A 20,089-nucleotide genomic window follows, 5' to 3' on the forward strand; every position below is an offset into this window, starting at 1 on the left:
GACGACGGCGTTCGCGCTGCCGGCCCCGAGCCTCTCCAGGACACAAAAAAGGCGGCCCGAAGGCCGCCTTTTGCGAGATGATGGTGATCGGTACGCGTCAGGCCTCGACACGAGCGTCGCGACGCTCGGCGATACGAGCCGACTTGCCGGTACGGCCACGCAGATAATAGAGCTTCGCGCGACGCACCACGCCCTTGCGGACCACCTCGATCGAATCGATGTTCGGGGAATAGAGCGGGAAGACGCGCTCGACGCCCTCGCCGAACGAAATCTTGCGGACGGTGAACGAGGAGCCGAAGCCCTTGTTCGAACGCGCGATGCACACGCCCTCGTAGAACTGCACACGGGTACGATCGCCTTCGACGACCTTCACGCCGACCTTCAGCGTATCACCGGCGCGGAATTCCGGAATCTTCTTGGTCTCTTTGAACTTGGCAATCTGCTCGGCTTCGAGCTGCTGGATGAGATTCATGACTCACCTTTCCTTCTTCTGCCGCGCGCCAGAGGGAGACTGGACCCGAGCGCCCTCATGGCGCTCCCAAAGATCCGGCCTCCGTAGCCGTGTATCCGTCTCGGCCCTGGCTTTACGCCATGCCTCGATCGCCGCATGATCCCCCGATCGCAGCACTTCGGGGATCGTGCGTCCCTCCCATTCGACAGGGCGGGTATAATGCGGATATTCGAGCAGCCCCGTTTCGAAGCTCTCGTCGTCCCCGCTTGAAGCGGCGCCCATTACGCCGGGAAGCAGCCGGATGCAAGCGTCCAACAGCGTCAGAGCGCCCATTTCTCCGCCCGAAAGCACATAATCGCCGATCGAGACCGGCTCGATCGGCCGCGCCTCGAACAGCCGCTCGTCCATCCCCTCGAACCGGCCACACAGGATGGTGACGCCCGGTCCTGCCGCAAGCGCACGAACCCGCGCCTGGGTGAGCGGTGCGCCACGCGGCGTCATCGCCAGCAACGGCGCCTCCGGCTGTTTTGCGATCGCATGATCGACCGCGCGGCCCAGCACGTCCGCGCGCATCACCATGCCGGCACCGCCGCCCGCCGGCGTATCGTCCACCGAGCGATGCCGGTCCGTCGCGAAATCGCGGATCTGGATCGGCTCGCAGGACCAACGTCCTTCCGCGAGCGCACGACCCGCGAGGCTGACGCCGAGCGGCCCGGGAAACATCTCCGGATAGAGGGTCAATATGGTGGCGGCGAAACTCATCGCGTCAATCGCCCCTATGCCGTCCAGTCTTCGGTGATCAAATGCGAGATATCTGCAAAATCCTTGCGGTTATGTGTGATCAGGATCGAACCGAGCGAAAGCGCATGGGCCGCGATGAGCCGATCGAAATTGGCCAGCCTGAAAGGCAACCGTGCATATGCGCGGGCTGCCGCCTCGCCAAAATCCTGGATTGGCACCTCGCTGATGAAATCGTCGAGAAGCGAACGGTCAGGTGACTTGCCGATATGCGTGCCCAGCGCGAGCTCGGCGAAACTGATCGAGGAAATCCCGATCGCGCCCGCCTCGGTTTCCGCGACGCGAGCCGTCAACGCCGGATAGGTGCCGGACAACAAGTGGATACAGCTATTCGTGTCGAACAAATATTTCACGTGTCGCGCGTTGCCGGTCCGAGCAGATGCCAGTCGCGAGGGGAATCCTCGAAATCCTCGCGCCCAATTTCCTTGAGCCAAGGCGCTTTACCCACGAACTTGCTGACATCGATCTTGCGCGTGGTCGCTAGCGGCTCGAACACGAAGCGGCCCCGCTCCTCGCGGAGGATCATTTCCTGTCCTTCCTGCAAACCAAGCGCCTTGGGCAGTCGAAGCGCGAGCGAATTGCCCGACTTGAAAACTTTCGCTTTATAGTCCTCACTCATGGCCGCCTCACGTATATACAAATAGTATATACATCGATGCCGTCGCCCGCAAGGTCACTCGACGAAAGCAGGATCGATCAGCAGCCGATCCGGCTCGATGGTCACGGCCGCGGCAACGGGCACCATGAACCGCTTGCCGTCCGGTCGCTCTATCTCCAGCACGTCGCCCGCGCCGAAATTGTCGATCGCGGCCGCGTGGCCGATCTCGACGCCTTCACAGACGCAAGGCAGATCGAGCAGATCGGCATGATAATATTCGCCCGGCTCCAGCGGCGGGAGCGTGGATCGCGGCACGGTCAGCGCCGTGCCGCGATAGCTTTCCGCCGTCGTGCGGTCGCCGATCTCGGCAAAGCGCGCCACGGCGCCATTGGGTCCGGGCCTGACGCTCTTCAGCGTCAGCACCCTGCCAGCGGCATCGAAGCTACGGTACGGGCTCAGATCCTCGGTAAAGAGCTTGAGCCGTACCTCGCCCTTGATACCATGGGCGCCGGCGATCGCGGCCAGCATGACCGGACGATCGCTCATCATGCCATTCCGATCGACCGTACGATCAAGCCTCGACGGCCTCTTCGGCCGGAGCGTTGGCCGCTTCCTGCGCCGCGGCGAGCTTCGCCGCACGCTCCTCGGCACGCTCCTTCGCCTTCTCGCCCGGCTCGGCCTTCTTCGGATTGCTGCGGGCCGCACGCTCCTTCACGCCGGCCGCATCCAGGAAGCGGGCAACGCGATCGGTCGGCTGCGCACCAACGGAGAGCCAGTGCTTGGCGCGCTCGGTGTCGAGCACGACCCGGTTGGCATCGTCCTTGCCGAGCAGCGGATTATAGGTGCCGATCTTCTCGATGAAGCGGCCGTCACGCGGGCTGCGCGAATTGGCGACGACGATGCGATAATAAGGACGCTTCTTCGCGCCACCACGCGAGAGACGGATCGACAGAGACATTATTCTTCCTTTCGAGTAACTTCAGCTCAACGTTTGATAAATTTGTCAAAACCGGGCGGGAGGTTGAACGGTGCACCGCCGACGCCTCCGCCGGGCAAGCCCGGCAAATTGGGCAATCCGCCGCCGCCCGCCGGCGGCAGGCCTGCGCCGCCACCAAGGCCGCCAAGACCACCGAGGCCGCCGCCCCCTCCGCCAAGAAGAGCGCCGAGGCCCTTGAGCCCGCCCATCTTCTTCACCTTCTTCATCATGGTCGCCATCTCCTGATGCATTTTCAGGAGCTTGTTGACTTCCTGCACGGTCGTGCCGCTACCCTTCGCGACGCGGATCTTGCGCTTGGCGTTGAGCAGTTCGGGCTTGGCGCGCTCCTTCGGCGTCATGGAGCCCATGATCGCATCCATGCGCACCAGGATGCGATCGTCCGCCTGACCATTGGCCATGGCGTTCTTCACCTGCTTGATGCCGGGCAGCATCGAGGCGAGCGCACCGAGACCGCCCATGCGGCGCATCTGATTGAGCTGCGAACGCAGGTCGTTGAGGTCGAACTGGCCCTTCGCCATGCGAGCGGCAAGCTTTTCTGCATCTTCCTGCTTGATCGTCTCGGCCGCGCGTTCGACGAGGCTGACGACGTCGCCCATGCCGAGGATGCGGCCGGCGACACGGCCAGGGTGGAAAGGCTCCAGCCCGTCCAGCTTCTCGCCGGTACCGACGAACTTGATCGGCTTGCCGGTGACGGCGCGCATCGAGAGCGCGGCACCGCCTCGCGCGTCACCGTCCATGCGGGTCAGCACAACGCCGGTCAGCGGCACCTGCTCGGAGAAGCTGCGCGCGACGTTGACCGCGTCCTGGCCCGTCAGCGAGTCGACGACGAGCAGGATCTCGGTCGGCGAAGAGACCGAGGCGACCGCCTTCATCTCCTCCATCAGCGCCTGATCGACATGCAGCCGGCCGGCCGTATCCAGCATCACCGCGTCATAACCCTGCAGCTTGGCGGACTGCAGCGCGCGGCGGGCGATCTCGACCGGCTGCTGACCCGGCACGATCGGCAAGGTGGCGACGTCCGCCTGCGTGCCGAGCACGGCCAGCTGCTCCTGCGCGGCGGGGCGCTGGACGTCGAGCGACGCCATCAGCACCTTCTTGCGACCCTTTTCGGTCAGCCGCTTGGCAATCTTCGCGGTCGTGGTGGTCTTGCCGGAGCCCTGCAGGCCGACCATCATGATCACCGCCGGCGGCGTGACGTCGATCTCGAGATCGGCGGTGTCCGATCCCAGCATCTCGACGAGCGCGTCGTTGACGATCTTGACGACCTGCTGGCCGGGCGTGACCGAACGCAGCACCTGCTGGCCGACAGCAGCCTCGGTGATCTTGTCGACGAACTCGCGCACGACGGGCAGCGCCACGTCCGCCTCGAGCAAGGCGATCCGCACCTCGCGCATCGCTGCGCGCACGTCGCTCTCGTTCAGCGCACCGCGCCCGCGCAGGCGATCGAATACGCCTCCCAGTCGCTCGCTCAGACTCTCGAACATCGCCTCATCTCCATTATCGCCCGCCCGCAACGCAAAACACGCCGGCGGGCGAAACCTCGCCGGCCGGCGTGCATCCGTAGATGCTCGTCATCACGTTCTTGGCTGAACGATCGTGCCGCGCATAGCCGCATGCAGGCTCAAAGGCAAGCACGGCCGCCGCAAGAAGCACCGCCCGGCAATGCCGCAATCCGCAATGTCGCCTTAACCTGATTTATACGAGCGGCCGGCTATGAGGGCCCGTGTCGAGGATCGGGGGAGCAACGCGCATGGCTTTCATGCGGTCGAAGCAAGATCGCAGGAAAGAGATGCCGGTTGGTTACCGCGGCAGGGATTTTCTTACCACCGGCGTGACCGTGGCGGCGCTGCTGGCATTTGCCGCAACCGGCGGGACGCTCCTGCACCACTGGGTCGACATCACGTCCAAATTGAACGGCGGCCAGGCGCAACTGCTCTCCACGGCGCTGTTGCTGAACGTCACGCTCGCCGTCTTCGTGTGGAAACGCCACCTCGATTTCCATCGCGAGGCCCATCAGCGCAGCGCAGCCGAGCAGCGCGCGCAGACATTGGCGTCGCGCGACCCGTTGACCGGTCTGCTCAACCGGCGATCGCTCGTGGAGGAAAGCGCCGCCGCCATGGCGCGGGCGGATCGCGGGCAAAAGGGCGTCGCGATGCTGTTGATCGATCTCGATCACTTCAAGACCGTCAACGACGTCCACGGCCATATCTTCGGCGACACTCTGCTGTGCGCGATGTCGCAGGAGATTGCACGGCTGGTGCCGCCCTCGTCGCTGATCGCGCGGCTGGGCGCAGACGAATTCGCGGTTGCCTTCCTGTTCGAGCCGGGCGCCCCCGGCATGGTCCGTTCGACCGCCAACCGGATAATGAGCCGGCTGGGTCAGGCGATGGAGATTGACGGGGTCACCATCCAAAGCAGCGCCACCATCGGCATCGCGCGCTCCGAGCGGGATTGCACCAATGTCGATGCACTGATGCGGCGCGCCGATATCGCGCTGCATGCCGGCAAGAAGCAGGGCCGAAACCGCGTCGCCTGGTTCGACGCCAGCATGGAAAGGGAGCTTCAGCAGCGCAACGCATTCGAAACCGGTCTGCGCAGCGGGATCCCGCTCGGGCAGATCGTACCTTATTATGAGCAGCAGATCGACTTGCGCAGCGGCCGGCTGCAGGGCTTCGAGGTGCTGGCCCGGTGGGATCATCCGACGCTTGGCCTCGTCCTGCCGGACGCATTCATCCCCATCGCAGAGGAATGCGGCCTCATTGGCGAGCTCTCCCTTTCGGTAATGCGCCAGGCGTTCGAGGAGGCCCGCAATTGGGATCCAGGCCTGACCCTGTCGGTGAACGTCTCGCCCGCCCAGCTCAAGGACCCTTGGCTGGCCCAGAAGATCGTGAAGCTGCTGGTTGAAACCGGCTTCCCGCCCAGCCGGCTCGAGATCGAGATCACAGAAAGCTCTCTGTTCGAGAATCTCGGTCTGGCCCAGTCGATCGTCGGATCCCTCAAGAACCAGGGCATTCAGCTTTCACTGGACGATTTCGGCACCGGTTACTCGTCGCTCGCCCATCTGCGCGCCCTGCCGTTCGATCGCATCAAGATCGACAAGAGCTTCGTCACTTCGATCAATCACAACACCGAAAGCGCCGCGATCGTGAACGCGATCATCGGCCTCGGCGAGAGCCTGAACCTGCCGATCACCGCAGAGGGCGTAGAGAATGCAGCGATCGAGGCGCGGCTGCGCGAGCGCGGCTGCCAGAAAGGCCAGGGCTGGTATTTCGGCAAGCCGATGCCGGTGACCCAAGTCCGCCGGCTGCTCGCCGACAAGGTGCTGCTGCCCACCGTCCGCATGCCCGAACCCGGAACTCCGGTCCCCAGTCCGCTCCGCCAGAGCCGCGCCGGCTGATAGACGGCGATCCAGCGGCATGGACTTACCGCGCACCTGCGCCTAGATCGCGCGCCATGGCGTTCCGCTTTCACAAGATGCATGGCCTGGGCAACGATTTCGTCGTGATCGACGCGCGCGACGACGCAGTCGCGATCGACGAAGCACGCGCGCGCGCGCTGGCAGATCGACGCACCGGCATCGGCTGCGATCAGGTGATCATGGTCGGCGCAGGCACACCTGCAGCCGATGTGACGATGCGCATCTGGAATTCGGACGGCTCGGAAGTCTCCGCCTGCGGCAATGCTACGCGCTGCATCCCCGTGCTGCTGGGGCGAGACTGCTCAATCGAGACGGCAGCCGGCCTGCTCCATGCCAGCCTCGAAGACGGCGGAGCCCGCGTCGACATGGGGCGCCCCCGCTTCGACTGGGATGCGATCCCCCTCGCCTACGCCATGGACACGGCTGCGATGCCGGTCGGCTGGGGCGCGCTGGAGGGGCCCGCGGCGGTCAATGTCGGCAACCCGCATCTCGTCTTCTTCGTGCCCGATGCCACCGTGGTCCCGCTCGAAACTCTGGGCCCGGAAATCGAGAATGATCCCCTGTTTCCCGAACGGATCAACGTCAACATCGCGACGCTGCACGCTCCCGACCATGCGACGATGCGCACCTGGGAGCGCGGCGCGGGACTGACGCGGGCCTGCGGCACCGGCGCCTGCGCGACCTTCGCCGCGGGACGACGGCTGGGCCGATTCGCATCCAGGGTGCGGCTCGATCTGCCCGGTGGCACGCTGCAGCTCGAGGAAGGCTCGGAGGGACAGTTGCTGATGAGCGGGCCCGCAATCCACGTCTTTGCCGGCGAAGCCGACTGGCAGGCGTTCGGATGAGCGGACCCGAGCTGATCACGCTCGGGTGCCGGCTCAACATCGCCGAAAGCGAGGCGATGCGTGCGCTGGCACGGGACGAGGACGATCTCATCATCGTCAACAGCTGTGCGGTTACAGCCGAAGCGGTGCGCCAGACCCGACACGCCATCCGGCGCGCCAAGCGCGCGCGGCCAGAGGCCCGGATCGTCGTAGCAGGCTGTGCCGCGCAGATCGATCCGGCAGCCTTTGCGGCCATGCCCGAGGTCGCGCGCGTTATCGGCAATAGTCACAAACAGGATATGGGCGCCTTCCGGTTCGCACCGGCGGACGGAACGGCATCCCGTGAAGAAGGGGTGCCCATCCTTCCCCGATCGACCTTCGGCGTCGACACGTCCGATAAGATACTGGTCTCGGACATCATGGCGGTGCGCGAAACCGCGCCACAGCTCGTCTCCGGTTTTGCGGAGAGAACGCGGGCCTTTGTCGAGATCCAGAACGGATGCGACCATCGCTGCACTTTCTGCATCATCCCCTATGGCCGCGGAAACAGCCGTTCGGCGCCGCCCGGACCGCTGATCGATCGGATCAAGGCGCTGATCGACGAGGGGTATCGGGAAGTCGTGCTGACCGGCGTCGACATCACCAGCTATGGACCCGATCTGCCTGGCGAGCAGAGCCTCGGCCATCTGGTCGAACGCATCCTGCGTCACGTCCCGGATCTGCAGCGCCTGCGTCTGTCCTCGATCGACTCGGTAGAAATCGACGAGCGGCTGTTCGATCTGGTAACCGGTGACGACCGGATCATGCCGCATCTGCATCTGTCGTTGCAGGCCGGCGACGACATGATCCTCAAACGCATGAAACGGCGTCATTCCCGCGCGCAGGCAGTGGAAATGGTCGCCCGGCTGAAGGCCGCCCGGCCGGGCATCGCGATCGGCGCCGATCTCATCGCCGGCTTTCCAACCGAGACGGAGGATATGGCGGCCAATTCGCTGCAGTTGATCGACGATTGCGATATCGTTTTCGCGCACGTCTTTCCCTATTCGCCGCGTGCCGGAACCCCCGCGGCGCGCATGCCGCAGGTCGATCCGCGCGTTGTGCGCGAGCGCGCGTCGCGACTGCGCAGAGCCGGTGCCGCCCGCAAGACGGCATGGCTGCAATCGCTCGTCGGATCGACCCAGGAGGTGCTGCTCGAAAAGGGCGGGCGCAGCCACGCGGGCAATTTCGCGGAAGTTCGCTATTCCGCTTCGGACTTCCCACCCATATCCCAGGGAGACGTGACCCGCATGACCATCGCCGCGGCGACCGCCGAACATCTCATCGGCCTGCCGGCATGAGCGAAACGCCCTGGCACGAGCGGCTGATCGGCGGCTTCCGGCGCACGTCCGACCGGCTGGGAGACAATCTCTCCGGCCTGTTCACCAAATCCACGCTGGATCGCGAGACGCTGGACGAGATCGAGGAAGCATTGATCGCCTCGGATCTCGGCCCGGCGACCGCGGCGCGCGTCCGCGAGCGGCTGGCCGACGAACGCTACGAACGCGGACTCGACGAGGCCGGCGTGCGCGAGGTGGTGGCGCAGGAAGTGGCCAAGATCCTGGCGCCTGTTGCCAAGCCACTGGAGATAGACGCCTTCCCGCGCCCGCAGGTCGTGCTCGTCATCGGCGTCAACGGATCCGGCAAGACCACGACCATCGCCAAGCTCGCCCACCTGTTCCAGGAACAGGATTATGAGGTGATGCTGGTGGCCGGCGATACATTCCGCGCCGCCGCGATCGGCCAGCTCAAGATCTGGGCCGAGCGCCTGAATGTGCCGATCATCAGCGGCAAGGAAGGCGGCGACGCAGCGAGCCTGGTGTTCGAAGGCGTAAAGCAGGGCACGGCGCGCGGCACCGACGTGCTGATCGTCGACACGGCCGGGCGGCTCCAGAACAAGGCGGGGCTGATGGACGAGCTCGCCAAGATCCGCCGGGTGCTCGGCCGGCTGAACCCGGCGGCGCCACACGATGTCGTGCTCGTGCTCGACGCCACGACCGGTCAGAATGCATTAAGCCAGATTGAGGTTTTCAAGGAGACGGCTGGCGTGACCGGACTCGTCATGACGAAGCTGGACGGTACGGCGCGCGGCGGCGTGCTGGTCGCGGCTGCCGAAAAATACGGCCTGCCGATCCACGCGATCGGCGTCGGCGAAGGGATGGGCGACCTCCGGCCGTTCGACCCGCTCACCGCGGCGCGAGCCATCGCAGGCGTCGAGAAGGATCAGGTTACGGAGTGATGCGGGAAATGACGACCGAAAAGCGGGAGGCGAGTGCCGGCCTGCGGCTGGCCATGGACTTCGGTCCGTTGCTGGTCTTCTTTCTTGCCAATTTCCTGGCGCCGGGCGAACCGAAGGACAAGATTTTCGTCGCCACCGGCGCCTTCATGGTCGCCACGGCGATCGCCATGATCTTCTCCAAGCTGAAAACCGGCCGCGTCTCCGCGATGCAGCTTTTTTCGGGCGCCATGGTGCTGGTTCTCGGCGGCGCCGCGATCGTCTTCCACAACGACGTCTTCATCAAGATGAAGCCGACCATCTATTATGGCCTCATCGCCGCCATCCTGTTCTTCGGGCTGGCCACGGGCAAACCGATGCTGAAGACGGTGCTCGGCTCCTCCTATCCGGGGCTGACCGAGCGAGGCTGGACGATCCTGACCCGCAACTGGGCTATCTTCTTCGTCGCGGCCGGCTGCCTGAACGAAGCGGTATGGCGCAATGTCGAAACATCCACCTGGCTGACATTCAAGGTGTTCGGGATGATCCCGATCACCCTGCTGTTCGCGGGCAGCCAGATCCCGATGCTGCTGCGCAACGGCATGGGCGAGAAGGCCGTCGAGGACTCCCCGCCCATTCCGCCTGGCAATTAGCCGTTCTGATCGGCGCGGCTCACGCCTTCGCCGTCGAGATTCTGCGCGACGAATTCCCAGTTGATGATGTTGCCGAGCACGGTCTCGGCGAACTTCGGACGCGCGTTGCGATAATCGATATAATAAGCGTGCTCCCACACATCGAGGGTGAGCAGCGGCTTCACCCCTTCATAGACCACCGGCGTATCGGCGTCGTGATAGGAGGTGATCTCGAGCTTGTCTCCGTTGAGGACGAGCCAGGCCCAACCCGACGCGAAGTGGCCGACGGCCTCCTCGGCGAGCTTCTTCAGCAGTTCGTCGGTCGAACCGAAGCTTTCATTGATCTTGTCTGCCAGCACGCCGCTGGGCTTCTGACCGGCCGGCGCCAGACACTGCCAGAAGAAGCTGTGATTCCAGATCTGGGCGACGTTGTTGAACAGCCCCGCCTGGCCGCGATCCTTCGCCGCCTTGATGACCGTGACGAGCGAGGCGTCCGCGAGATCCTTGCCCTCGAGCAGGCTGTTCGCCTTGTCGACATACGCCTTGTGATGCTTTCCATGATGATATTCGAACGTCTCGGCCGACATGTACGGCGCGAGCGCCGACGGATCGAAAGGAAGCTGAGGGAGGGTGAAAGCCATGACGGTCCTCTGTTGATCAATGAGGGATTCGGGGCCTCAACGGCCCCCGTCGTCATATGGTTCGTTTTGCACCGAAATATTTCGCGATCTGAAACGGTTCGTCGTACGTCAACCACGCCCTATCACTGATTTGCTGGGTGCCACCTTGGGTACCACCTGGAACCGCGTGAGCTCGCGCTGCGGTGCATCCCAATCTGGCGCTATCGCGATCGCGCGCTGATAGTCGAGATAGGCTGCGCGCAGATTGCCGAGATCCTCTTCGGCCAGCGCACGCCCATAATAAGCGAGCTCCGGTCGACGGCTCTGCTTGTCGAGCGCCGTATCGAACATCGCCTTGGCCGATGCTGCACCGTCCGGCAGGTTGAGCACCGCGAATCCCTTGTTGAGCCAGGCCTCCGGCTCCTGCGGATCGAGCGCGATCGCCTGATCGAAATCGGCGATGGCATCGCCGATCGCGCCCGTCTCCATCCGAATGATCCCGCGATTGACGATGGTCGCGACATGCTCGCGCGATCCGGGCTGCACACGGGCGATCGCGCGGGTGCAGACGCGAATGCCGGCCCGATTGGGCTTGGTCGCGCTCGCCGCCTCGTAGCAGCGCTGCGCGTCTCCGCCGTTGCTCACGATGACCGCGCCCTCGACGGGAAACGCGGCCATGGCCACGACCAATAGGGCCGCAAGCCGATATCCTCCTGCCATCCTCTCCTCTCTCCTCTGTCGGGAGCGCTGTGATCGTACACCCGTTCGGCGGTCAACCCAAGAGCGAGTGACGGCGAAGCGCATGGCGCAGCTGATCGTAGCTCAGCCCGATCGCCTTGGCGGCGGCGCGCTGGTTGAAACGGGCCGTCTTCATCGCCTGTTCGAGCAACTTGCGTTCGAAGGAATCGACTGCGGCTCGGAAATCGATGCAATCCACCGCCGGCTCCTGCTCGCCCGGTGCAGGCGCCGGCTTCGGGGATTGCTGGGAAATGGGCGCCGGATCCCCGGTCGGGGGGGCAGGACGCTCCTGCTTTGCAAGGCGCGGCCGCCAGGGCGATGCGAAGGGATCGAACTCGATGGCGTCGATCGGCCGCTCGGGATCGTCCCAGCGATAGACCGCGCGCTCGACCACATTACGCAGTTCGCGCACGTTGCCTGGCCAGTCATGGGCATCGAGCGCCGCCGATGCGGACGGACTGAAACCCGGCCAATAGGACCATTCCAGCTCCGCCGCCATGCGCCGGCCGAAATGATCGGCGAGCACCGGAACATCGCCCTCCCGCGCACGCAACGGCGGCAAGGTCACCACCTCGAAGCTCAGCCGATCCAGCAGATCGGCGCGGAACCGCCCCTGATCGACGAGCGCGGGTAGATGCTCGTTGGTGGCCGCGACGATACGGACGTCGACGCTCAGCGCCCGCGAAGAGCCTATGCGCGTCACCTCGCCATATTCGACCGCGCGCAGCAAGCGTTCCTGTGCGCCGGACGACAGGGTCGCCAGTTCGTCGAGGAACAACGTGCCGCCATCGGCTTCCTCGAACCGGCCGACACGCGCCTTGGTGGCGCCCGTGAAGGCGCCCGCCTCATGCCCGAACAGCTCGGCCTCGATCAGCGTCTCCGGCAGAGCGGCGCAATTCATCGTAACGAGCGGTCCCGCCCAGCGTGTCGACAGGCGATGCAGGCGTTCGGCGATCAATTCCTTGCCGGTTCCCCGCTCCCCGATCACGAGCACCGGCCGGTTGAGCGCCGCCGCACGGCTCGCACGTTCGACCGCATCGAGAAACGGCCCCGACTGGCCGATGAACTGGCTATCGCGCTCCATCGCGCAAGATTAGCGAAAAATCCCAATACTTAGCAAACCCAAATCCTTCCCCTCCCGTGAGCGTCATAGAAAAACGCCGGAAATCCGCCACAAATCGAATTTGGCACGCTCCCTGCTTAACACCGAACAGAACCGTGAATGCGGAAGGTTAAGGGAGCGAGATTATGGTTACGTTCGACAAATCGGATTTCCAGCGCTTCGCCACCGCTTCGGTGGGCGCACTGCTGCTGAGCGCCGCCTGCATCGTCGGCGCGGTCGCCCCGGCCCGCGCGGCCGAGCGGAATGCGCCGCTGACCGTCCAGGACTGGAAGATGGATGTGGAGCGTCAGATCGATGCTACGCTCCGCACGCCCAGCCTCGAGGGCCGGGACCATGCGGCAGCGACCGTCGCGATCCACTTCGATGCGGACGGCAAAGCCGATACCATCGCCATATCGAAATCGTCCGGCATTGCGTCCGCCGACGCGGAAGCCCTGCGCACCGCCAATCGCGTCGCCTATCCGGCATTGCCTTCGGGCCTGCGCGGCCGGCCGCAGACGATTGCCATGATGGTCTATTTCGGCGCCGCGGACACCGCGGCCGACCGCAAGGCCGTCGCCGCGATGCAGGCTCTTGCCGAGCAGCGCGCCGAAAAGACCGCCACACTGTCCGCCGCGCTCCCCACGAGCTGAGCGGCAGAGCCGGGGCGGGCCAATGTCCCCGGTCCGTCCCGGCACCCCTTTCCACCTGCTCCAAAGCAGACCAGAATGCGTACAGAGGAGTAAAAGCGTTATGGGAATCTTCTCCCGCACCCGGGACATCATCGCCGCCAACGTCACCGACCTGCTCGACAAGGCGGAAGATCCGGCGAAGATGATCCGCATGATCATCCTCGAAATGGAGGAGACGCTGGTCGAGGTGCGCGCGTCCGCCGCGCGTACCATCGCCGACCAGAAGGAAATGCGCCGCCAGATCGGACGCCTGGAGCAGGTTCAGTCGAGCTGGCTCGAAAAGGCGGAACTCGCCCTTTCCAAGGATCGCGAGGATCTTGCCAAGGCCGCCCTCGTCGAGCGGCAGAAGGCGGCCGACCTGGCGGATCAACTGAAGGACGAGATCGAGACGCTCGACGAGACGCTACGCGCTTCGGAAGCGGATATCGCCAAGCTGCAGAACAAGCTGCGCGAGGCGAGAGCCCGGCAGAATTCGATCGTGGCGCGTCTGGAATCGGCGCAGAATCGCGCGCGGATGCGCGAGATGTATGCCGGCGCCAAGATCGATGAGGCCTTTGCTCGTTTCGACCTGCTCGAGCGCCGCGTGGATTATGCCGAAGGCCGCGCAGAAGCGGCCGGCATGGGCGCCGCGCCCAAGAGCCTGGAAGAAGAAATCGCCGAACTGCGCTCGTCCGACAAGGTGGAAGCCGAACTCGCAGCGCTGAAGGCGAGGAGCCAGAACAAGGAGGGCTGATCCGATGGAAGACGTGTTTCTGCCCATCGTCATCTGCAGCATCCTCTTCATCGGAATGCCCTGGGTGGTGCTGCACTATGTCACCCAGTGGAAGAAGGCGAAGACGCTGAGCGTCGAGGACGAGAATCTCCTCGACGAGCTGCACGAGACCGCCCGGCGGCTCGACGACCGGCTTTCCACGATCGAGCGGATCATCACCGCCGACGACCCCAACTGGCGTGCGACCGCCCAGAGCGAGCGCACCGCCGACTGGCGCAAGACCAACTGAGCGCCGACCACGTTTCAGGAGGAACGACTATGTCCGCCCGCCGCACCAATTTCTATCTCGACAAGCGCAACGCCAAGCTGATGGGCGTCTGCTCCGGCCTTGCCGACTATACCGGTCTCGACGTCACCCTCGTCCGCGTCGGCGTCGTGCTGCTGACGATCATCGGGGGCTTTCCCTGGACGGTGATCGCTTATTTCATCACCGGCTGGATCGCGAACGAAAAGCCGCGCGAATTCTATGACATCAGCCCGGAAGAAACGAAATTCTGGCAAGGTGTGCGCGCCAAGCCGGGCAATTCGGTCCGCGACGTCCGCGCCAGCTTCCGCGACATTGACCGTCGACTGGCCGACATAGAGGCGCACGTCACCTCATCCAACAGCCGCCTTGCCAACGAAATCGAGGCGCTGCGCTAGGCACTCCGTCTTCAAGGGAGATGCGGCATGGACAGTGGACAGATATTCCTGCTGACGCTGATCGCGATCAGCACCCTCGGCTGGCTTTTCAGCAACTGGATCCGGGCTCGCCACGGCTACCCGCTGGAAGACGGGAAAGGCCACGAGACGGACAAGCTCGAACTCAGCCGCAAGACCGATCTGATCGCGGAAGAAAATGGCCGGCTGAAGGATCAGGTCGGCCGGCTCGAGGAACGCGTCGCGGTGCTGGAGCGGATCATAACCGACCGCTCCCGCACGCTCAGCGACGAAATCGACGCCTTGCGTTGATCGAAAAGCGACGGCGGTTCGTCGAAACCGTCGAAAGCGTCGTCGAAAGCTTTCTAGGGGATGAACGATGGATTTGGGTGAACAGGTGATCGTGCCGAACCTGCCCTGGATCATCGGCGGCGGCATGCTGCTCGGGATCATGGGTATCGCCGGCTGGATTTTCACGACGTGGCTGAGGGTACGCAACGGCTATCCGTTGGACGGCGCCTGGGGCCAGGCCGTCTATCCGAAGGCCAGCGACGAGGCGATGGAGCGGATAAGGCTGCTCTCCGCGGAAAATGCGCAGCTTCGCGCCGAGCTCGGCTCGGTGAAGGACCGGCTGGCGACGATCGAACGCATCGTCACCGACGGCAGCCATCGTCTCGATCGGGAGATCGAGGCGCTGCGCCACGGGGCCAACTGAACGCAAGACGGGGAGAATGAGGATGGATCCGTTTTCGATGGTGGTTGCGATCGTGGGCATAGGTGCGGTCGCGAGCGTTGCCCGCGCTCGCTACGGCATCCGCCGCGACCGGCACGGCAACGAATATCCGATCAAAGATGCCGATGCCGAGCGGATGCGCGAGGAGCTGAAGGCGCTCAAGGAACGCGTCGCCGTGCTGGAGCGCATCGCCACAGATACTAACCGCGGCGTAGCGCTGGATCGCGAGATCGAGGCGCTCCGCTCGCGCGATTGAGGAAGGACATGCGATGACCGACCCGATACTCTGGACGATCGCGGCAGTGGCCGGCCTTTCCGGCCTCGCGATCGCCAGCCAGGCGGCCCTGACCGGCTGGCGCGGTTGGCTGGACATCAAGCGGCTGGAAATCGAAACCCGCCGCAGCGACACGACGCCCCCCAGCACGAGCTCGCGCATCGAGCTCGCCGATCTCAAGGAACGCGTCCGCAAGCTCGAGGCGATCGCGGCCGGCGTGGATCTCTAAGGAAGCCGGCACCTCTCTCCCGTTCGTGCTGAGCCTGTCGAAGCATTCCCTTCTTCAACGTCCAGAAGAAGGAAGAAGGGAAAGGCTTCGACGAGCTCAGCCAAAACGGAAGTGAAACCCACGGACGTCAAAACGCCTCGGCCGGCAACGCCATCAGCGCTTCGGAGCCGGCCTCGATCTTCCGCCGTAGCGCGCCCGCATCGGGCATGATCCGTTCCGCGAAGAAGCGCGCCGTCACCAGCTTCGCCTCCAGGAATGCGGGGTCACCCTCGCCCTCATCGAGCAGCACCTGCGCGGTGCGCGCCATGCGCAGCCACATGAGGCCCAGCGTCACGATGCCGGCCAGATGCATGTAGCTGTAGGCCGCCGCGCCGCCATTATCCGGCTGGGCGATGGCATTCTGCATCAGCCACATCGTGGCCGCCTGCAGCTCTCCGAGCGCCTTTTCCAGTCGCGCGGCGAAATCGGCCTGCGGCCCCTGCTTCGCCTCGGCGATCTCCGCCGCCACCATATCGAAGAAGGCGCGGATCGCCCGGCCGCCATTGGCCGCGAGCTTGCGCCCGACGAGATCCATCGCCTGGATGCCGTTGGTGCCTTCGTAGATCATCGCGATGCGGGCATCGCGGACATATTGCTCCATCCCATTCTCGCGGATGTAGCCATGGCCGCCATAGACCTGCTGGGCGATGGTCGCGATCTCATAGCCCTTGTCGGTGCCATAACCCTTGATCACGGGGATCAGCAGGGAAATGAGATCGTCGGCCGCCTGCCGCTCCTCGGCGCTCGCCGCATTGTGGGTCAGGTCGACCTGCAGCGCCCCCCACAGCATCAGCGCGCGCAGGCCCTCCGTATAGGCCTTGCACTCCATCAGCATGCGGCGGATGTCGGGATGGACGAAGAGCGGATCCGCCTTTTCCTGCGGATCGGCGGGGCCGGTGAGCGCCCTGCCCTGCCGCCGTTCCTTCGCATAGGCGACGGCATTCTGATAAGCGACCTCGCCCTGAGAGAGGCCCTGGAGGCCGACGCCGAGGCGCGCTGAATTCATCATGATGAACATCGCGGCGAGGCCCTTATTCTCCTCGCCGACCAGCCAGCCGGTCGCCCCGTCATAGTTCATGACGCAGGTGGCGTTGCCGTGGATGCCCATCTTCTCCTCGATCGAGCCGCAGGAGACGGCGTTGCGCGCGCCGAGCGAGCCGTCCGCATTCACGAGGAATTTGGGCACGACGAACAGCGAGATGCCCTTCACAGTGTCCGGCGCCCCGCTGATCTTCGCCAGCACGAGATGGATGATGTTCTCGGTCAGGTCGTGCTCGCCCGCCGAGATGAAAATCTTGGTGCCGGTGATCGCATAGCTGCCGTCCTCGCGCGGCTCCGCGCGGGTGCGGATCATGCCCAGATCGGTGCCGGCATGCGGCTCGGTGAGGTTCATCGTGCCGGACCAGACGCCCGACACCATCTTGGTTAGATAGGTCTGCTTCTGCTCGTCCGTGCCCTTCGCATGCAGCGCCGCCATCGCGCCCTGGGCGAGCAGATTGTAGATGGAGAAGGCCATGTTGGCCGAGACGAGATATTCCTCGAAAGCGGTGGCGATGACATGAGGCAACCCCTGCCCGCCGACTTCCTCCGGCGCGCCGAGCGTCGTCCAGCCACCCTCGACATACTGCCGATAGGCGTCCTTGAAGCCGGTCGGCGTCGTCACGCTGCCATCGTCATGGCGGGTGCAGCCCTCCCGGTCGCCGACCGGATTGAGCGGGAACAGGACTTCCTCGCAGAATTTCGCGCCTTCGCCCAGCACGGCCTCCACGATGTCCGGGCTGGCCGCGACAAAGCCCGGCAGGTTCGCGTAGCGATCGATCTTCAGCACATGATCGAGCACGAAGCGCGTGTCGCGCACCGGCGCGGAATAGCTCGGCATCCTGTTTCTCCCTTATGTTCGTGGCGGCCGCTGCCCGTCAGGGAAGCTGATCGAGGAACGCCTTGATCTCGGCGATCGTCGCATCGATCTCGATCTTCTGCTTTTCCAGCTGAGCGATCCGCTCAAGGCACTTGGCCTCGGTCGCGCGGCGCTGTTCGACATGATCGGGATCGACGTCGTAGAGATCGATCAGCTCGCGGATTTCGGCAAGGCTGAAGCCCACGCGCTTGCCGCGCAGGATCCAGGCCAGCCGCCCGCGATCGCGCCGCGAATAGATGCGGGCGAGCCCTTCGCGCCGCGGCGCGATGAGCCCTTCATCCTCGTAGAAGCGCAAGGCGCGCGGCGTGACACCGAATTCCGAGCAGAGCTCGGTGATGGTGAAATTGGCTTCGCCGCGATGGTCTGGGAGGTCGATCGCGGCACGGCGTGATGCGGTCGGCATCCGCGGCATGTAATTGACGTATGCGTAAAGGTCAATCCCGCCGGAGTTGGCCACCCTCGACCACGCGGTAGAAGCAGCTACGCTCACCTGTGTGGCAGGCCGGGCCGGCGGGATCCACCTTCATCCACACGGCATCCTGATCGCAGTCGATCCGGATCTCGACGATGCGCAGAACATGGCCAGAGGTCTCGCCCTTCTTCCAGATCGCCTGGCGCGAGCGCGACCAGAAATGGGCCTCGCCGCTCGCCAGGGTACGATCCAGCGCCTCCGCATTCATATGCGCGACCATCAGCAGGTCGCCGCTCGCGGCATCGGTCGCGATCGCCTGGATAAGCCCGCGTTCGTCCCATTTCGGGGTGAGTCGCGTCCTGTTTTCGAGCATGTTGTCGGCCATCGTCACAAATCCGTCTCATTGGGGGCGACAAATCGCCCGGTCGTCCCTATATGCGCGCCGAACCGCCATGGCGACGGGTCAAAAAAACATGCTCACCACACATCCTTTCGACGACGACAAGCTGCGCGAAGAGTGCGGCGTATTCGGCATCTGGGGCGCGGAAACCGCCGCGGCCATGGTCGCGCTCGGTCTCCATGCGCTCCAGCATCGCGGCCAGGAAGCGGCCGGAATCACGAGCTGGGACGGCCACGGCTTCCATTCGCATCGGGCGATGGGTCACGTTGCCGGCAATTTCGACAAGGACGAGGTGATTCGGAGCCTGCCGGGTCGGGTCGCGGTCGGCCACGTCCGCTACTCGACGACCGGCGAGACGGCGCTGCGCAACGTCCAGCCGCTGTTCGCCGAGCTCTCGTCGGGCGGCTTCGCGGTCGCTCATAACGGCAATCTCTCTAACGCGATGAAGCTGCGGCGCGAACTCGTCCGCCGCGGTTCGATCTTCCAGTCGACCAGCGACACCGAGACGATCATCCATCTCGTCGCCACCTCCTCCTACCGGACCCTGCTCGACAAGTTCATCGACGCGCTGAAGCAGGTCGAGGGCGCCTATTCGCTGGTCTGCATGACGCCCGAAGGCATGATCGCCTGCCGCGATCCGCTCGGCATCCGCCCGCTGGTGATGGGCCGCGTCGGCGATGCCTATATCTTCGCATCCGAAACGGTCGCGCTCGACGTGGTCGGCGCCACCTTCATCCGTCAGGTCGAACCTGGCGAGCTGGTGATCATTTCCGAGCAGGGCCTGCGTTCGATCAGGCCGTTCGCGCCGATCCGGCCCCGCCCCTGCATCTTCGAGCACGTCTATTTCTCGCGGCCCGATTCGATCGTCGACGGCTCCTCGGTCTATTCGGTGCGCAAGCGGATCGGCGCGCAGCTCGCGATCGAGAATCCGGTGGAGGCCGATCTCGTTATCCCTGTTCCCGATTCGGGCACGCCCGCGGCGATCGGCTATGCCCAGCAGTCGGGCATTCCATTCGAGCTCGGCATCATCCGCTCCCACTATGTGGGCCGCACCTTCATCCAGCCGGGCGACCAGGTTCGCCATCTCGGCGTCAAGCTGAAGCACAACGCCAATCGCGCGCTAATCAGCGGCCAGCGGGTCGTGCTGATCGACGACTCGATCGTGCGCGGCACGACCAGCCTCAAGATCGTGCAGATGCTGCGCGACGCGGGCGCGCGCGAGGTGCATTTCCGCGTCGCCTCGCCGCCGACGCGACACAGCTGCTTCTATGGCGTCGACACGCCGGAGCGGGCCAAGCTGCTCGCCGCACAGATGACGATCGGCCAGATGTCCGACTATATCAAGGCGGACAGCCTCGCCTTCCTGTCGATCGACGGCCTTTACAAGGCACTCGGCGAGGACATGCGCGACGACGCCAAGCCGCAATTTTGCGATGCCTGCTTCACCGGCGACTATCCGACCCACCTGACCGATCAGGAGGAGGTTGCCCCTGCCGACCAGCTCTCGCTGCTGGCCGAGCGGGTGATGGTCTGACCCCAGCCCGATCCGAAG

27 protein-coding genes are annotated in these 20,089 nt (G+C 64.6%); 14 read left to right on the plus strand and 13 right to left on the minus strand.

What is annotated here, in order from left to right:
* Positions 1-97: 97 nt before the first annotated feature.
* From rplS to ffh, 7 genes are read right to left on the minus strand one after another with little or no spacing between them, the layout of a single operon-like run.
* Entirely contained in the window at positions 98-472 is a 375-nt protein-coding gene (rplS, locus tag GQY20_RS24380; protein WP_157219753.1) for a 50S ribosomal protein L19, read from the minus strand.
* A 3-nt stretch (positions 473-475) separates the two neighbouring features.
* Positions 476-1,213 (minus strand): tRNA (guanosine(37)-N1)-methyltransferase TrmD, encoded by a 738-nt coding sequence (trmD, locus tag GQY20_RS24385; RefSeq protein WP_157219754.1) that lies wholly within the window; start codon positions 1,211-1,213, stop codon positions 476-478.
* A gap of 14 nt (positions 1,214-1,227) precedes the next feature.
* A complete protein-coding gene (locus GQY20_RS24390; protein WP_157219755.1) occupies positions 1,228-1,602 on the minus strand; it encodes a type II toxin-antitoxin system VapC family toxin in 375 nt (124 codons plus the stop codon).
* Positions 1,599-1,868: an AbrB/MazE/SpoVT family DNA-binding domain-containing protein gene (locus tag GQY20_RS24395; protein WP_157219756.1), complete on the minus strand. Its 270-nt coding sequence runs from the start codon at positions 1,866-1,868 to the stop codon at positions 1,599-1,601. The genes GQY20_RS24390 and GQY20_RS24395 overlap by 4 nt, the downstream gene beginning before the upstream one ends.
* A 54-nt stretch (positions 1,869-1,922) precedes the next feature.
* Positions 1,923-2,393 carry a ribosome maturation factor RimM gene (rimM, locus tag GQY20_RS24400; protein WP_157219895.1) on the minus strand — a complete coding sequence of 157 codons (471 nt, stop codon included), beginning with the start codon at positions 2,391-2,393 and terminating at the stop codon, positions 1,923-1,925.
* A gap of 25 nt (positions 2,394-2,418) precedes the next feature.
* Positions 2,419-2,805 (minus strand): 30S ribosomal protein S16, encoded by a 387-nt coding sequence (gene rpsP, locus GQY20_RS24405; protein WP_157219757.1) that lies wholly within the window; start codon positions 2,803-2,805, stop codon positions 2,419-2,421.
* A gap of 26 nt (positions 2,806-2,831) precedes the next feature.
* The gene (gene ffh, locus GQY20_RS24410; protein WP_157219758.1) at positions 2,832-4,328 is read right to left on the minus strand and encodes a signal recognition particle protein; all 1,497 of its coding nucleotides are present in this window, start codon (positions 4,326-4,328) and stop codon (positions 2,832-2,834) included.
* Positions 4,329-4,633: 305 nt separating this feature from the next.
* Here ffh and GQY20_RS24415 point away from each other — a divergent pair, with 305 nt between their 5' ends.
* The 5 genes from GQY20_RS24415 to GQY20_RS24435 are packed head-to-tail and all read left to right on the plus strand — an operon-like array spanning position 4,634 to position 9,990.
* Positions 4,634-6,241: a putative bifunctional diguanylate cyclase/phosphodiesterase gene (locus GQY20_RS24415; protein ID WP_198351183.1), complete on the plus strand. Its 1,608-nt coding sequence runs from the start codon at positions 4,634-4,636 to the stop codon at positions 6,239-6,241.
* A gap of 56 nt (positions 6,242-6,297) precedes the next feature.
* Positions 6,298-7,107, plus strand: a complete 810-nt coding sequence (gene dapF / locus GQY20_RS24420; RefSeq protein ID WP_157219760.1) for a diaminopimelate epimerase — start codon at positions 6,298-6,300, stop codon at positions 7,105-7,107.
* Positions 7,104-8,423 (plus strand): tRNA (N(6)-L-threonylcarbamoyladenosine(37)-C(2))-methylthiotransferase MtaB, encoded by a 1,320-nt coding sequence (mtaB, locus tag GQY20_RS24425; RefSeq protein WP_157219761.1) that lies wholly within the window; start codon positions 7,104-7,106, stop codon positions 8,421-8,423. Before dapF ends, mtaB begins: the two co-directional genes overlap by 4 nt.
* Complete coding sequence (ftsY, locus tag GQY20_RS24430) at positions 8,420-9,361, plus strand: signal recognition particle-docking protein FtsY (protein WP_157219762.1); 942 nt, start codon at positions 8,420-8,422, stop codon at positions 9,359-9,361. The genes mtaB and ftsY overlap by 4 nt, the downstream gene beginning before the upstream one ends.
* An 8-nt stretch (positions 9,362-9,369) precedes the next feature.
* Complete coding sequence (locus tag GQY20_RS24435) at positions 9,370-9,990, plus strand: septation protein A (protein WP_232476231.1); 621 nt, start codon at positions 9,370-9,372, stop codon at positions 9,988-9,990.
* Here GQY20_RS24435 and GQY20_RS24440 read toward each other — a convergent pair.
* The 3 genes from GQY20_RS24440 to pspF form a co-directional block, all read right to left on the minus strand.
* Positions 9,987-10,610 (minus strand): superoxide dismutase, encoded by a 624-nt coding sequence (locus GQY20_RS24440; RefSeq protein ID WP_157219764.1) that lies wholly within the window; start codon positions 10,608-10,610, stop codon positions 9,987-9,989. The genes GQY20_RS24435 and GQY20_RS24440 overlap by 4 nt on opposite strands.
* A gap of 108 nt (positions 10,611-10,718) precedes the next feature.
* A complete protein-coding gene (locus GQY20_RS24445; protein WP_157219765.1) occupies positions 10,719-11,309 on the minus strand; it encodes a tetratricopeptide repeat protein in 591 nt (196 codons plus the stop codon).
* A 52-nt stretch (positions 11,310-11,361) separates the two neighbouring features.
* On the minus strand, positions 11,362-12,411 hold the full coding sequence (pspF, locus tag GQY20_RS24450) for a phage shock protein operon transcriptional activator (protein WP_157219766.1): 1,050 nt from the start codon (positions 12,409-12,411) through the stop codon (positions 11,362-11,364).
* Positions 12,412-12,575: 164 nt separating this feature from the next.
* Between pspF and GQY20_RS24455 the strand changes: the two genes are divergently transcribed.
* The 8 genes from GQY20_RS24455 to GQY20_RS24490 all read left to right on the plus strand — a co-directional run bounded on the left by GQY20_RS24455 (position 12,576) and on the right by GQY20_RS24490 (position 15,768).
* Complete coding sequence (locus GQY20_RS24455) at positions 12,576-13,082, plus strand: energy transducer TonB family protein (protein ID WP_157219767.1); 507 nt, start codon at positions 12,576-12,578, stop codon at positions 13,080-13,082.
* 100 nt (positions 13,083-13,182) lie between these two features.
* Positions 13,183-13,854: a phage shock protein PspA gene (gene pspA, locus GQY20_RS24460; protein WP_157219768.1), complete on the plus strand. Its 672-nt coding sequence runs from the start codon at positions 13,183-13,185 to the stop codon at positions 13,852-13,854.
* 4 nt (positions 13,855-13,858) lie between these two features.
* A complete protein-coding gene (pspB, locus tag GQY20_RS24465) occupies positions 13,859-14,122 on the plus strand; it encodes an envelope stress response membrane protein PspB (protein WP_157219769.1) in 264 nt (87 codons plus the stop codon).
* Between the two features lie 29 nt (positions 14,123-14,151).
* On the plus strand, positions 14,152-14,535 hold the full coding sequence (gene pspC, locus GQY20_RS24470) for an envelope stress response membrane protein PspC (RefSeq protein ID WP_157219770.1): 384 nt from the start codon (positions 14,152-14,154) through the stop codon (positions 14,533-14,535).
* A 27-nt stretch (positions 14,536-14,562) separates the two neighbouring features.
* A complete protein-coding gene (locus GQY20_RS24475; RefSeq protein ID WP_157219771.1) occupies positions 14,563-14,844 on the plus strand; it encodes a hypothetical protein in 282 nt (93 codons plus the stop codon).
* A gap of 67 nt (positions 14,845-14,911) precedes the next feature.
* On the plus strand, positions 14,912-15,247 hold the full coding sequence (locus GQY20_RS24480; RefSeq protein ID WP_157219772.1) for a hypothetical protein: 336 nt from the start codon (positions 14,912-14,914) through the stop codon (positions 15,245-15,247).
* Positions 15,248-15,269: 22 nt separating this feature from the next.
* Positions 15,270-15,521 carry a hypothetical protein gene (locus tag GQY20_RS24485; protein WP_157219773.1) on the plus strand — a complete coding sequence of 84 codons (252 nt, stop codon included), beginning with the start codon at positions 15,270-15,272 and terminating at the stop codon, positions 15,519-15,521.
* A gap of 13 nt (positions 15,522-15,534) precedes the next feature.
* A complete protein-coding gene (locus GQY20_RS24490) occupies positions 15,535-15,768 on the plus strand; it encodes a hypothetical protein (RefSeq protein ID WP_157219774.1) in 234 nt (77 codons plus the stop codon).
* A gap of 127 nt (positions 15,769-15,895) precedes the next feature.
* Here the strand turns inward: GQY20_RS24490 and GQY20_RS24495 are convergent, their stop codons facing one another.
* From GQY20_RS24495 to hisI, 3 genes are read right to left on the minus strand one after another with little or no spacing between them, the layout of a single operon-like run.
* Complete coding sequence (locus tag GQY20_RS24495; protein WP_157219775.1) at positions 15,896-17,686, minus strand: acyl-CoA dehydrogenase C-terminal domain-containing protein; 1,791 nt, start codon at positions 17,684-17,686, stop codon at positions 15,896-15,898.
* A 37-nt stretch (positions 17,687-17,723) separates the two neighbouring features.
* Positions 17,724-18,128, minus strand: coding sequence for a MerR family transcriptional regulator (locus GQY20_RS24500; protein WP_157219776.1), 405 nt, complete (start codon positions 18,126-18,128; stop codon positions 17,724-17,726).
* 31 nt (positions 18,129-18,159) lie between these two features.
* Complete coding sequence (hisI, locus tag GQY20_RS24505; RefSeq protein WP_157219777.1) at positions 18,160-18,522, minus strand: phosphoribosyl-AMP cyclohydrolase; 363 nt, start codon at positions 18,520-18,522, stop codon at positions 18,160-18,162.
* Positions 18,523-18,610: 88 nt separating this feature from the next.
* On the opposite strand from hisI, the gene purF reads away from it, so the two are divergent.
* On the plus strand, positions 18,611-20,071 hold the full coding sequence (gene purF / locus GQY20_RS24510; RefSeq protein WP_157219778.1) for an amidophosphoribosyltransferase: 1,461 nt from the start codon (positions 18,611-18,613) through the stop codon (positions 20,069-20,071).
* Positions 20,072-20,089 lie beyond the last annotated feature (18 nt).

This window comes from Flavisphingomonas formosensis (genome assembly GCF_009755815.1).
Lineage (GTDB): Bacteria > Pseudomonadota > Alphaproteobacteria > Sphingomonadales > Sphingomonadaceae > Flavisphingomonas > Flavisphingomonas formosensis.